At 52.9% G+C, this 13737-nt stretch carries 13 protein-coding genes and 1 pseudogene; 13 read left to right on the forward strand and 1 reads right to left on the reverse strand.

Going from position 1 to position 13737, the window contains the following annotated elements; all coding sequences use genetic code 11:
* The first annotated feature begins 15 nt into the window (after positions 1 to 15).
* Positions 16 to 2466 carry a prolyl oligopeptidase family serine peptidase gene (locus T491_RS0102985; RefSeq protein WP_028902556.1) on the forward strand — a complete coding sequence of 817 codons (2451 nt, stop codon included), beginning with the start codon at positions 16 to 18 and terminating at the stop codon, positions 2464 to 2466.
* An 86-nt stretch (positions 2467 to 2552) separates the two neighbouring features.
* Here the strand turns inward: T491_RS0102985 and mnmA are convergent, their stop codons facing one another.
* Positions 2553 to 3632, reverse strand: coding sequence for a tRNA 2-thiouridine(34) synthase MnmA (gene mnmA / locus T491_RS0102990; protein ID WP_028902557.1), 1080 nt, complete (start codon positions 3630 to 3632; stop codon positions 2553 to 2555).
* A gap of 146 nt (positions 3633 to 3778) precedes the next feature.
* Here mnmA and T491_RS0102995 point away from each other — a divergent pair, with 146 nt between their 5' ends.
* The 12 genes and pseudogenes from T491_RS0102995 (at position 3779) to T491_RS0103055 (ending at position 13686) form a co-directional block, all read left to right on the forward strand.
* Positions 3779 to 4744, forward strand: coding sequence for an SPFH domain-containing protein (locus T491_RS0102995; RefSeq protein WP_028902558.1), 966 nt, complete (start codon positions 3779 to 3781; stop codon positions 4742 to 4744).
* A 13-nt stretch (positions 4745 to 4757) separates the two neighbouring features.
* Positions 4758 to 4952 (forward strand): hypothetical protein, encoded by a 195-nt coding sequence (locus tag T491_RS0103000; RefSeq protein ID WP_028902559.1) that lies wholly within the window; start codon positions 4758 to 4760, stop codon positions 4950 to 4952.
* Positions 4933 to 5403 carry a DUF1648 domain-containing protein gene (locus T491_RS0103005; RefSeq protein ID WP_028902560.1) on the forward strand — a complete coding sequence of 157 codons (471 nt, stop codon included), beginning with the start codon at positions 4933 to 4935 and terminating at the stop codon, positions 5401 to 5403. The genes T491_RS0103000 and T491_RS0103005 overlap by 20 nt, the downstream gene beginning before the upstream one ends.
* A gap of 317 nt (positions 5404 to 5720) precedes the next feature.
* Positions 5721 to 6923 carry a S9 family peptidase gene (locus T491_RS0103015; protein WP_028902562.1) on the forward strand — a complete coding sequence of 401 codons (1203 nt, stop codon included), beginning with the start codon at positions 5721 to 5723 and terminating at the stop codon, positions 6921 to 6923.
* Between the two features lie 222 nt (positions 6924 to 7145).
* Positions 7146 to 7271: pseudogene (locus T491_RS18000) on the forward strand (KilA-N domain-containing protein); the annotation flags it as partial.
* Between the two features lie 902 nt (positions 7272 to 8173).
* A complete protein-coding gene (locus T491_RS0103020; RefSeq protein ID WP_028902563.1) occupies positions 8174 to 8743 on the forward strand; it encodes a hypothetical protein in 570 nt (189 codons plus the stop codon).
* A 155-nt stretch (positions 8744 to 8898) separates the two neighbouring features.
* Complete coding sequence (locus T491_RS17580; protein ID WP_155950003.1) at positions 8899 to 9000, forward strand: smalltalk protein; 102 nt, start codon at positions 8899 to 8901, stop codon at positions 8998 to 9000.
* A gap of 161 nt (positions 9001 to 9161) precedes the next feature.
* Positions 9162 to 9623: a hypothetical protein gene (locus tag T491_RS0103030; protein ID WP_028902565.1), complete on the forward strand. Its 462-nt coding sequence runs from the start codon at positions 9162 to 9164 to the stop codon at positions 9621 to 9623.
* Positions 9624 to 9938: 315 nt separating this feature from the next.
* Complete coding sequence (locus T491_RS16895) at positions 9939 to 10679, forward strand: Rha family transcriptional regulator (RefSeq protein WP_231480167.1); 741 nt, start codon at positions 9939 to 9941, stop codon at positions 10677 to 10679.
* 9 nt (positions 10680 to 10688) lie between these two features.
* The gene (locus T491_RS0103045) at positions 10689 to 10886 is read left to right on the forward strand and encodes a hypothetical protein (protein WP_028902566.1); all 198 of its coding nucleotides are present in this window, start codon (positions 10689 to 10691) and stop codon (positions 10884 to 10886) included.
* Positions 10873 to 11301 (forward strand): lysozyme, encoded by a 429-nt coding sequence (locus tag T491_RS0103050; RefSeq protein ID WP_028902567.1) that lies wholly within the window; start codon positions 10873 to 10875, stop codon positions 11299 to 11301. The genes T491_RS0103045 and T491_RS0103050 overlap by 14 nt, the downstream gene beginning before the upstream one ends.
* Positions 11302 to 11310: 9 nt before the next feature.
* Complete coding sequence (locus tag T491_RS0103055; RefSeq protein WP_081773216.1) at positions 11311 to 13686, forward strand: BT4734/BF3469 family protein; 2376 nt, start codon at positions 11311 to 11313, stop codon at positions 13684 to 13686.
* Positions 13687 to 13737: the final 51 nt, after the last annotated feature.

The raw sequence follows: 13737 nt of genomic DNA on the forward strand, positions 1-13737 counted from the left end.
CTTTAAACTTTAATTATGAAGAAAGTATTATTCGTACTGTTCGCGGCTAATTGTGCGCTGTCGTCGATGGCGCAGGTTAAGACCGCTGTCTCTGAATTTAATGTGGCTGGTCCCTACGCCATTGCCACGCCGTTTGCCATCGATACGGTTGATGTGCAGGGTAAGAAATTCGACCCCAACTCGCAGCTGGGTGCCATTGCGCTCACCTCGCAGCCTACGGGTAAGTTTGCGGGTGGCGTGCTGCCCTCGCTGCCCGACAGCAAGAGCGTGGGTGTGCTCTCGTTCTATGTGAACAATGCCGACTTTATCAAGGGTAAGGTCGAAGTGAAGGGCCCCAAGCATGCCAAGTTGTATATCGATGGCGTGGAGGCTGGTGGCGAGCTGAAACTGGCGCCCGAGCACCACACCTTTACTGTGCAGTATCTGGCCGAGCCCAAGGATACCGACTCTATCCAGGTGGTGATTGATGCCAACAAGGCTGTGGCCTATACGCTGGAGAAGCAGCACCCCTACATGGTGCACGACCTAACCGACGGTAAGCGTGTGCGCGGCATCAACGTGTCGGCCGATGGTCAGCTGGTATGCGTGTCGTATCAGACTACCGACCGCGGCGGCAATAGCCGTTGGAACTACGAACTGCGCGATGCCAAGACGGGCAAGCTGATTTCGCAGCCCTCGCGCAATCCCCGCTGGATGCCCAAGAGCTGTGCGTGGCTGGAGGAGGAGAAGGAGGGCGACAAGCGTGTGCTGTATCGTGTGGAGCCCCGCACCGGTGTGCGTAGCCGTTATGCCTACGATGTGCCCGAGGGTGGCTATACTGTAGCGCCCACCGAGGACTATCTGATTATTACCAAGGAGGCCGAGGGTCCGAAGGAGGATCAGGATGTGTTCGAGGTGCTCGAGATGGACGACCGTCAGCCCGGCTGGCGCAAGCGTAGCTATCTGGTGAAGTACGACGTGAAGACCGGCATCAGCCAGCGCATCACCTTCGGCAACAAGGGTGAATACCTCTCTGATATCTCGCAGGACGGCAGCAAGCTGCTGATTATCAGCAACCGCTCGCGCCTGACCAAGCGCCCCACCACGGTTTCCGACGTGTATGTGATGGACGCCCGCACGCTACAGGTGGACACCCTGCTGAGCGGTGCCGAGTTCCTGGGCAGCGGTTCGTTCTCGCCCGATGGCAAGCAGATACTGTTCACTGGCAATCCCGAGGCGTTCAACCGCATCGGCTGTGTGCTGCCCGCCAGCCTGACGCCCAGCATGACCGAGAACGAACTCTTCCTCTTCGATATCGCCTCGAAGCAGGTGACACCCCTCACCAAGGACTTCAACCCCAGCGTTGAGAGCGTCGACTGGTCGTGGGCCGACGGACAGGTCTATTTCTCGGCCGAGGATAAGGATTATGTCAATATCTTTACGCTGAATCCCAAAACCGGAAAGATTACCCAGCTGCCCATCCAGGGCGACTATGCCTACCGTTTCGATATGGCTTCGCAGGCACCCGTGCTCGCCTACCTGTCGTACAAGACCATGGAGCCTGCTTCGGCCTATGTAGCAACCGTTAACTCAAAGAAATCAACGTTCAATGGTCAGCGCACAATGTTCGATGGCAAAGAGGCGCTGGGCGATGCCGAGATAGGTACCTGTCAGGACTGGAACTTCATCAATTCAAGGGGCGATAAGGTGTACGGACGTCTGTATCTGCCGAAGGATTTCGATGCCAGCAAGAAGTACCCGATGATAGTGTACTACTACGGCGGCTGCTCGCCAGTGTCACGCTATTTCGAGTCGCCTTACGCACCTCAGTACTGGAACTCGTTGGGCTATGTGGCCTATATCCTGCAGCCCAGCGGCGCTACCGGATTCGGTCAGGAGTGGGCATCGCGTCACGTGAACACCGCTGGTCGCGGTCCTGCCGAGGACATCATCGAGGGTACGAAGAAGATTTGTGAGGCGCATCCCTTTATTAATAAGGAGAAGATTGGTTGCATGGGTGCCTCGTACGGCGGTTTCATGACCCAGTACCTGCAGACCCAGACCGATATCTTTGCCGCTGCCGTGAGCCATGCCGGTATTGCCAACCACACCAGCTACTGGGGTGAGGGCTACTGGGGCTACAACTACAGCGAGGTGTCGATGGCCAACAGCTATCCCTGGAGCCACCGCCAGTTGTATGTCGATCAGAGTCCGCTGTTCAATGCCGACAAGATCCACACGCCGCTGCTGCTGCTCCATGGCAATGCCGACACCAATGTGCCGCTGATTGAGAGCCTGCAGATGTTCACTGCGTTGAAGCTGCTGGGCCGCGAGGTGGCGCTGGTAGAGGTGACGGGTGAGAACCACCACATTCTGGACTACGCGAAGAAGGAGAAGTGGCTGGCCACGCAGATGGCCTGGTTCCAGAAGTGGCTGAAGGACGACCCCACCTGGTGGGATGCCCTGTATTCGAAGAAGCATCTGTAAGCATTTTGACGCACTGGTGCACTGATGCACTGTGCAATACGAAAAAAATAATCCCCCGCTCCACCAGAGCGAGGGATTTATTGTTTTCAGATGGTGATTTCGCCGGAACCTAAGCAGCGGTGATGGTCCTTGTCGTAGACCACGCAGAACTGCCCTGGCGCCACGCCGTGGATCTTGTGCTGTGAGTGGACGATAAACTCGCCCGCAGCGGTCCTTTCGAGTGTGGCAGGATGGTATTCGGGTGTGTGGCGGATCTTGAATGTCACCTCGGTGGGCTGCAGCTCGCGGGTGAGGAAGTGGAATCCGTGTACGGGGAAATCCTGCTTGTAGGCCGTCTCGGGGTCGTAGCCGTGCGATACATATAATATATTATTAGCCACGTCCTTCTTCACTACGAACCATGGACCACCGCCGAAGCCCATGCCTTTGCGCTGGCCGATGGTATGGAACCACAGTCCCTTGTGCTCGCCGATGCGGCGGCCTGTCTCCAGTTCAATCACGTCGCCCGGCTGCTCGCCTAAGTAGCGGCGTATGTAGTCGTTGTAGTTGATCTTGCCGAGGAAACAGATGCCCTGCGAGTCCTTGCGCTTGGCATTTACCAAGTGCTCGCGCTCGGCGATGACGCGCACCTCGTCCTTCACGTAGTGGCCGATGGGGAAGAGGGCTTTCTTCAGCTGCCAGTCGGCTATCTGAGCCAGGAAGTCGGTCTGGTCCTTCACCGGGTCGGGACTGGTGCAGAGCCATTTGTCGCCATTCTCGTCGGTCTCGGTCATGGCGTAGTGGCCGGTGGCAATGAGGTCGTAGTCGTGGCCTCGCTTCTCGTCGAATGCGCCGAACTTGATCAGTCGGTTGCACATCACGTCGGGGTTGGGTGTCAGTCCGGCGCGCACCTTGTCCATGGTGTACTTCGTCACCTGATCCCAGTACTCCTTGTGGCAGTCGATCACCTCCAGCTTGCAGCCGTACTTGTGCGATACGGCGGTAGCCATCTCCAGGTCCTCCTCTGATGAGCAGTCCCACTCCTCCTGTTCCTCGGGCCCGATCTTGATGTAAAAACAGTCGGGATGCAGGCCCAGCTGGGCAAACTCGTGCACCACTACGCTACTGTCCACGCCGCCCGAAAGCAGTACGGCAATGCGCTTGTTCTCTATTTCCTTGATATTCATGGGTGCAAAGATAATCATTTTTTTTTCACTACAATGTTAAATCTTGCTAATTATTTCAACGAATCCATTGTTGGTTCGGTTAAAGTTCATATCTTTGCGATATCAAAATGATATCAATTTAGTAACCACTGAAAATTATAAATGTTATGGAGACAAAAGAGTTTGAGTTCAGAGGATCGGTCATGAACGGATTCCTGATGTTGTTTGTAAACCTTGCTGTATTGGTTCTGACGATTGTAGGTATCGTTGAGAGCATCATTATGCTCGACGCTACCGGTGGTTCGCAGGGCGGCTGGTTGCTTGCTTATTGCGGCGTGATGATCATCGTGAATATCATCATGTGGTGCGGCCACATGCAGTTGGAACCCAACGAGGCGCGCGTTACCACCTGGTTTGGTAAGTATGCTGGTACCTTCGCACAGACCGGTTTCTTCTGGATCAACCCATTCTATGGCACCAAGAAGGTGAGTCTGCGTGCGCGCAACCTAGACGCTGAACCTATCAAGGTGAACGATAAGACAGGTAACCCAGTGATGATTGGTCTAGTGCTGGTGTGGAAACTGAAGGATACCTACAAGGCCCTGTTCGAGGTTGATACACAGACCATGGCTTCGAACCCCAACGCCGTTGGCAGCGACACCAAGGGACTGATGAACGCACTCGAGAACTTTGTACGTGTGCAGAGCGATGCAGCCCTTCGCCAGGTGGCTGGTCAGTATGCTTACGACGATGAGGACACCAAGACAGGTGAGCCCACCCTGCGCTCGAGTGCCGACGAGATTAACGAGCAGCTGGAACAGAAGCTCGACGAGCGCCTGGCACTGGCTGGTATCGAGGTGGTTGAGGCGCGTATCAACTATCTGGCCTACGCTCCTGAGATTGCTGCTGTCATGCTGCGTCGCCAGCAAGCCAGCGCCATCATCACTGCCCGCGAGAAGATCGTGGAGGGTGCCGTGTCAATGGTAAAGATGGCGCTCGATAAACTCTCAAGCGAGGAGATTGTAGAGCTCGACGACGACAAGAAGGCTGCCATGGTGAGCAATCTGCTGGTAGTGCTCTGTGGCGACGATAATGCTCAGCCAGTTGTAAATACCGGCACTTTAAATCATTGATCATTGAACATTTATGGCTGATAAGAAATCCACTAAGAGTTTTATCCTGCGTGTTGATGCCGACACGATGGACGCGATAGAGGCCTGGGCTGCGGACGAGTTCCGTAGCACCAATGGCCAGCTGCAGTGGATCATCACAGAGGCCCTGCGCAAAGCCAAGCGTCTACCAAAGAAAAAGAAAGAAAACAATGAAACCAGAGAAGATTAAAGTAAATCGCACACTCGAGGGGACCATCTTTGAGCTGGTGTTCCTGGTGCTGCTGATAGCTGTGTGGGTGTTTATCATCATTGCCCTGCAGAAAGCGCCCGATGTGGTGCCGACCCACTTCGACGACCTGGGCCGTGCCGCCAGCTACGACTCGAAGTACAGCATCCTGTTTGCCGCTATCTTCACGTCGGTTGCTGGTGTCATCCTGTTGGGTACCGCCTACTTTCCCCACACCATCAACATCCCCGTCAAGATTCAGACACCGCGCCAATACGCACTGGCCATCCGTATGATACGTGTGCTCAGTCTGGTCATGCTGGCCCTCACTGCCGTCATTGCCTACACCTCGCTGGTGGCTGTCAGTCCCTCGGCTGTGCCCATCCTCGCCGTGGTGGGGCTGATGTTCGCCGTGATCATCGTGTTCTGTGTACTTATTTTTAAAGCGAGGTAATTTATGAGAAAATATTTACCTTATTCAAAGAGCAAGATGATACTTAGAAAGTTTGTTGCATATCTGTATTACGTAGGCTGTGTAATATTAGGCATAGGCATTGTTGGCAAGATGCTAATACACTTTCCATTTTTAGATTTCTTGCACAAAAATGTGTTTATCTATATGTCGGCCATTGGCATATTTATGATGGTACCATCGTGGGTATATAAGTTATACCATTTCAATATGTTTAAAAATGAAAACAAGAAAAGACTGCTTACCTTCGCTTTGGTTACTGTTGGCATTTTGATAATGATTTATATTGTGAGAGGCGTATGAAGAAGTTGTTATTCACTATTGCTTTAGCTTGCATGAGCCTAACCGTCCAAGCTCAAAACATCAATGGCACTTGGAGTGGCGAGCTGAATGCTGGTTTTCAGAAGATTAAGGTAGTGCTGAATTTGAGCGACGATGGCAAATGCACACTCGATAGTCCAGACCAAGGTGCTTATGGCATAGCAGCCACAACCCACTTTGTTTCTGCTGATTCTGTCAACGTAAGCATTGCTTCGCTTAATGCATCTTATGCTGCCAAATTGCAGAATGGTGAGTTGAAAGGAACCTTCACTCAGAGGGGCTTTATGCTGCCATTGAGCCTTAAGCCAAGCGAGAAAGTCGAATTGAAGCGCCCACAAACCCCACAACCACCATATCCCTACGAGACAGAGGAAGTGACGTTCCAGAACGCCAAGGCTGGTGCCACACTCGCTGGTACGCTAACCATACCCGCTGGTGGTTCAAAGTATGTGCTGCTGATGGTGACAGGCAGCGGCCCTGAGAATCGCGATGAAGAGATATTTGCCCACAAACCCTTTGCAGTGATAGCCGACCGCTTGGCGCGCGCTGGCATTGCCACGCTGCGCTACGATGATCGTGGTGTAGGCCAGTCGGTAGGTGGCGATATGAAGAACGCTACATCGGCCGATCTGGCTGAGGATGCCGCTGCAGGTATCGCGTGGCTGCGTGCTCAGAAGCGATTCAAGAAAGTGGGACTGCTGGGCCACAGCGAGGGCGGACTGATAGCTTTTATGTTGGCTGCGCAGAAGAAGTTGGACTTCATCGTGTCGCTGGCAGGTCCTGCCGTCAAGGGCGATAGCATCATGCTGTATCAGACCCAGAACAGCGGCAGTCCCTTAGCCAAGGGCATCACCATGGAGCAGCTGCGCAGCATGGTGAAGACAAACGCGTGGCTGACTTACTTTATGGACTACGACCCCACAGAGAATATCACCAACACCAAGTGCCCTGTGCTGGCGATGAATGGCACAAAGGACTGTCAGGTGCCTGCCGAAATGAACCTGCCCGTGCTGCGCCGCCTGTTGCCCAGGAACAAGCGTACGCAGATTGTGGCGCTCGAAGGGCATAACCACCTGTTCCAGCGCTGCACCACCGGTCGCCCCGACGAGTACTACCAGATAGAGGAGACCATCTCCGAGGAGGCCCTCGCCACCATCATAGTCTGGCTCCAGAAACTATAATCCCACCACGCTTCTCGTCGCAAGACCAGCGGACCAGGGTGGGACGTTTCTTTTTAAAAATGCCGCTGGATTAAACCGCTTCATCTTGTCTGTGAAGCAGTGTTGACCGACAGTGCGGATGTCAAGCAGTATCAAATAAACAGATTAAAAAACCTCAAAAACACCGAATGAAATACCTCAAAAAACAAGATTTCCTTGCGTATGCTTTGATAGAGTGCAAACTGGCTGCGCAACCGCAATACCATTGAGTTCCTTGGAATATGGGAGCGGTTGATGAATCCGAATTTTAATTGTGCCGAATTCGACATAATTAAATCTCAGGCAGGGTTGAACCGTTTCCGTTTCAGTGCTCTTTCTCTATAGGCTGTCAATGATATACGGATAAACACAGGAATTTACTGGTGAGCGTTTTTTTCTTGTCACGATATATAAAAAGGTGACCCGCCAGCAGATCTACGGGATGCCGACGGGTTCTGTTATCGTTTAATTTCGGACGACTTATCCGAGAATCTTCTTCATTTCGGGTGCAAATATAATGCTTTTTTCTGAATATGCAAGATTTCGATAAGTTTTTTAGGGAAATTTGTTTTGTTACACGTTATTTGTTGCCGTGGAGTTACACGTCTTTTTGTGGCGTGTGATTACACGTCTTTTGTTGCTGTGCGATTACACGTTATTTTGTGCAAAGTTACATAATTCCAATGAAAAAAAAGCAGAAATAATAAATTAAAGAATTAGCCCTCTAATATACAGATAGTTACATTAAAACAGTATCTTTTTGAAGTCTTGTTTTATAAAATCTTGCCCAATTCAAATTTTGTTGCTTTAATCCATCCTTCACATTCTGGCTAACTGCGCAAGCGGGAAAAGCTTGCGAGTGTGCACCAGTGCGGCAGTGCACCGTTGAGTGTGTTGGATGATGATGGTGAATCATAATATGCTATTTTAATTTTATATATATTATAATATATATAAAAAATATATATAGGTTAGGCAGCAGTGTGATTGTTCATGTTGCACTGGTGCACTGGTGCACTTCGTACTGACGGGGCGGTGTGCCCCGACGGGGATTACGGCTACGGGCTCCATGTATTACGGACACCACGGTGGTGTATTACGGCAACGAAAAAAAGGCCATAATAATTGCAAAAACACTTGTGCGCCTCGGCGATTTTTCGTATCTTTGCATTGTCAATAACACACACAGTTAATCAAGTTTATCAATACTACGAGAACAGAGTAAAGAAAGTATGGCAAAGATTTTGTACGAAGTAAAGCAGAACAAGGCCGAGACCTCGGCTGCTTTCGGTAAGTGGTTCGGCTATGTGAAGAGCCTGGAGACCCTGAACACCCGTAAGCTGGCTAAGCACATCAGCGAGCATGGCAGTGTGTACACTCAGGATGTGGTGTTTGGCGTGCTGGAGAAGTTCCGCTCATGTCTCATCGAGATGCTACTCGACTCGAAAAAGGTGAAGATCGATGGTCTGGGCACCTTCTACTGCACCATCGAGAATCAGAAGGGTGGCGCAGTGAGCAAGGACAAGTTCAACGTATCTACCCACCTGAAGGCGCTGCACATCCGCTTCATGCCCGAGCAGGAGCAGGAGATGAACATCTCAAGTCGCGAATTCCTGAAGCAGGCCGAGTTTATCAACGTGGAGACGCTGACCAAGAGCGACGACGAGCCTACCCAGAGCGGCGGCAATTCGGGCGGCAACACTGGTGGTGACAGTGGCAGCACCGGCGGCAATTCGGGCGGTAGCACCGGCGGTAACGGCGGAGGCAGTGAGCCCAACCCCGACGGCAGCACCGAAGATTAGCGCTTGGGGCAAAAGCCCCAACTACTTTGAACTTTGAACTTTGAACTTTGAAGGCCTCGATTAAGCGAGAGCAGAGCCAAGCTTGCTTGAGCTATGCCGAGTGTGAGAGGGCTCAATACGAAGTATTAACTTTGAACTTTTTAATGACTAAAACTATGAACAAGAAAGAAAGCATTAAGTTTATCGTGCAGCTGATTGCATCAATCGCAACTGCCATCCTGACTGCACTGGGAGCCACCTCCTGCATGGGGTTTTAAGGCGGTTAGTAGCAAAACTGGTGTAAAAATATGTAAAATATGCACCAGAGGATTTAAAAGTTGTTAAGAAATGAGGGGGTGTCCCGACTTATGGGACAGCCTCTTTTTTATTTTGCAGCCGTAGCAATACAAATTCACTCAACTATTAATTAAAAATTAAAATGGAAAAGAAAGAGAAGAACTTCGGAGAAATGGAGATCGCTCCCGACATGGTGAACCTGATTCACCGAGTATTTAATCTTTGGGCTCGCAAGCGCGAGGAGGAATGCCTGGCGATATTGCGGCAATTGCTGGAAGAGCAGCAACACTATTCGCCATTGCAGCAACTGATGCAGGCAGCAACTGATGCATCGCCTCTGTTCTGGGCGTCGACGTCGTGGGCGGTAGTCTATGCGGTAGCGCGCGACATGGCAGACTATCAGGGTAGCGTAAGCGATTTTGAACGCATGATAGCCCCTATGGCCAAGCCACCCGTGTTCAACTATCCCTGTCCGCAAGGCACCATCCACCGTACTTTCAACCATCATCCCTACATGCATAAGCCTATCCACCGCTGGGAGGAAAACGGTGCCTCGCGCCGTGAACTGGCACTACTGCATTATCTTTGCGCGCGCATGGATTAACCTTAAGCCGCCAAAACACTCTAAAGCCTCCATCCGGGGGCTTTTTTGTTTAGTATTCTGGAGTCTGACTGAAATGTTTGATGTTAATTATGGGAGAAAATGAACGATTCTGGGAGAAGATTTGGGAGAACGTTTTTTCAAAGATTGGCGGGTGGGGAAAAGGTGCGTACTTTTGCAGCGTCGATCGTTGATTGGCACGCGCTCTTTGACATGATGAAAACCGACCACACACCGCACGGGAAGGCCCGGGCGACCACCAACCAGTGAGACTACACAAGAAAAAACAGTATTAATCATTTAAACATTATTATTTATATGGAACAAACATCAATCATGATCAGTATGATCAACAATAACGGCCGCCGTTGCCAGGGCAACGAGCAGTGCCACAATCCCCAACACATGATGACTTCGCTGGAAATAGCTGAAGTAACCGGTAAGTTGCACACGCACGTGATGCGTAGCATCCGAAACATGGAGCCCGCCTGGGTGAAAGTGAACGGAACCAAATTTGGATTGGTTGAGTATCGCGACAAGAAGGGCGAGCTTCGCCCTTGCTACCAGCTCACCAAGATAGAGACACTCTATATTGCCACCAAGTTCAACGACGAGGCACGTGCCCGACTGGTGCTGCGCTGGGAACAGCTGGAGCACGAGCGACTGGATGCCGCCGCACAGAACTCCCCCGCCGTACAGGACACGAACCTGCCCGCATTGCCGCCGAAGAAGATCATAGCAATGGCGGATGAGATTGTAGGCCACGGACTACGATTGCTCAACGAGGAGGCCGAGGACACGCTCACTGCCACGCAGGTGGCGAAGACCTTCAACATGACCACAATCGACTTCAACGCTGTGCTCGTCGACATGGGCATCCAGTACCGTGCCCACGGGCGATGGAATCTGGCCGAGAGCCTGGAGGGCCGCGGTTACACCGCCATGCGCACCCACGTGAGCTACAGTCTGAAGGGCCGGAAGAAGATTCGCCACTATATGACGTGGACCATTGCCGGCCTGCACTTCCTCAATGCCAAGCTGGGTTATCCAAACTTCTGATCCCGCCACATGAAAGCAGTTATCAACCGCATCTGTGCCTCATGCCGCCACAGGGAGATCCTGATCGATGGCACGCGCCAGTGCCGCCTCTCGCATCAGCAGGTGGAGCAGCGTTTTGTCTGCCCTCACTACGAGATGGCCGACACCTTTAATATTTTGAAACGAGTGAAATTCAGAAACGAGAAGAAAAACTATGGAATCGAGTGAAATTTTAATCAGTCAGTTGAAAACGTTTGAGGGCTTGCGGCTGCAGGCCTACCGCGACAGCGCGGGTGTACTCACCATTGGCTACGGTCATACGGGCCCCGATATCAGCGAGGGCGACCGCATCAGTGAATATTGGGCCACCGAGCTGCTCAGTAAGGACCTCGGTGCCGTTGAGGCTCAGGTGCGCCGCCTGCGCGTGGCGCGCACTCAGGGGCAGTTCGATGCGCTTGTATCGTTTGTCTTCAACCTGGGCATCGGTCGTTTGCAGAGCTCCACGCTGCTCAAGCTGATCCGCCAGGGCAGGAGCCGCGCGCAGATCCGTCGTGAGTTCAAGCGCTGGGTGTATGCCGGCGGCAGAAAGCTGGCGGGGCTGGAGCGCCGCCGCGAATGGGAAGCCAACAGATTTTTCGAGTAGTTTAACCGTATGTTTTGTTATCAGAGTAATTTTAGTAATCCTACATTGCCCGTTGACGAAGCGCAGTTCTATGCGCTCGTCAGGGCGCAGCAGTGGCACGACATCATCGATCGCTTTCGCCAGTCGGGCGACGCCTCGCTCAAGCGTAAGTTGCCGGCGTTTATCTTCCAGGCCACCTTCAGCCCAACCACCTCGAAGGCGGGCAGGGCAGGGGCATGGCGCAAGCAGGCTGCCACCCAACTCACGGGCCTGGTGGTGATGGACGTGGATCACGTCGACCACCCGCTCACCTTGTATCAGGGCTGGATTGATAAGGGTCTCGACCTGAAGGCATTAGGCATTGTGCTTATCTACATCACGCCCAGTGGTAAGGGCGTGAAGATTGTGTTTAAGGCCCGTACCGATTGGGGCAACCTTATCGACAACCAGCACCAGATGGCACAGCTACTGGGCGTGGAGGTGGATGAGAGTTGCAAGGACGCTTCGCGCATGAGCTTCATCTGCAAGGAGTGCGACATCCTCTACATCGACAAAGAACTGTTTACTTATGAGAACCAGGCATTTGCTGAGCGATATACTGCTCTATATCGCGGCGGTCATAGCCAGGCTACGAGAGATCATTCTGCAACGGAAATCAGGACTGATTCTGCTACTGAAAAAGTCCTTAAGTCCTGTAGTCCGCTGCAAGAAGAATTCAACGGCATGCCTGTGAGCGAGATTATCGACAAGTGGATGCAAGGCGTAAACCTGGCAAACAACCGTCACAACACCTTGGTCGACCTGGCCAGTCATCTCCGCTATGTGATTGGTAAGAATCCCACCAAGATCACCGAGGTGGTGATGACGCTGCCATGGGTGCAGGACCTGGCGAAAGAAGGCGAAGATGTGGCTGGTACGGTGCGCTCGGTGATGGACTTCAAGTATCATGAGTACATGCCCAAGAAACTCCGCGAGGCAGTGGCTGCTACCTCGCAACTGGAGGACGACAACATGGCCCGGCAACTCTGGGCGTGGGGCGAGGAGATTGAGGCGCTGAGCGTATACTATCCAGCCCTGAAGGATGTGTGCAAGGGACTGAAGCGCAACCAGTATCCCGCCGCCCTGTTTGTGGCCGGTGGACTGATGATGACGCTGATGACCCGCTGTACCTACCGTTTCTACCACCGACCTGAAGAGCTGCGCCGATTGAACAATTCTACATTTATCATTGGCGACCCTGCCAGCGGAAAATCCTTCGCAACCCGCCTCTACAAGCTGCTGGCAGCACCCATCATCGCTGCCGACCAGACGGGTAAGGACGCCATCAACGCCTATCGTGAACAGATGCGCACCAAGGGTGCCAACAAGGAGAAACCCAAGAAACCCAAGGTTGTTGTGCGCATCCACCCCGCACGCACCTCGAACGCCCAGTTTATCCAAGACATGGTCAACTCGGTGGAGGAGGTCGACGGCCGTCCCATGCAGCTCCATATGCTCACTTTCGACACCGAGCTCGACAACACCGTCAGTGTGCAGCGCGGCGGCTCGTGGATCGACAAGATGTCGCTCGAACTCAAGGCTTTCCACAACGAGGAAGACGGTCAGGCGTACTCTAACAACGACTCCGTACTGCAGGATTTCTTCGTCACCTGGAACTTCATCTACACTGGCACACCCATCGCCCTGAAGAAGAAGGTGAATGAACAGAACTTCGGCTCCGGTCTTGCCACCCGACTCACCTGCATCCCCCTGCCAGCCACCAATTTCCAGATGCTGACACGCGAATCGACCATCGACTACGACAGTGACGAGCGACTGAAGGAGTGGGCGAAGAAACTGGACCGCACCAAGGGCGAACTCTCTGTGCAGCGGCTGGTGGACGAGCTATACGACTGGACGGCCCGCCGCATGGCCGACGCTGCCGACAACCAGTCGCGCGCCGACGAGATGCTACTGAAGCGCTGCGCTTACCACGGCTTGAATTTCGCCGCCCCATTCATCGTGATGCGTCACTGGGGCGAGCTCCATCAAGAAGGCGAATTCTGGTGCGGCACCTTCAATACCGACGACATCGACTGGCGGTTGGCCGAGCTTATTGTCAACATCCAGTACGCTTGTCAGCGCCACTATTTCGGACGCATGGCCGAGAGCTATTTCGATAACAAACAGCGCGATGCCAGTGTCAATATCCAGCGCCGTGGGCGTACCATCGAGTCCTTCAACCGCCTGCCCGACGAGTTTACCGCCGACGATGTGATGCGTTGCTTTGAGCTACAGAATGAGAATGCCGCCCGTAGTCGCATGAGCCGCCTGCAGAGCGACCACCTTATCGAGAAGGTGAGCGACGGGCGTAGTAACAGTCAGGGTCGCGCCGTGTATCGCAAAACCGGTACGGTGATGCTCTGAAAACAATGATCCCCCGCCGTGATGGCGAGGGATCGTTGTTTCTCGTTGTGC

Origin of the sequence: Prevotella sp. P6B4, from assembly GCF_000619985.1 — a bacterium.
In the GTDB taxonomy this organism is placed as follows: domain Bacteria; phylum Bacteroidota; class Bacteroidia; order Bacteroidales; family Bacteroidaceae; genus Prevotella.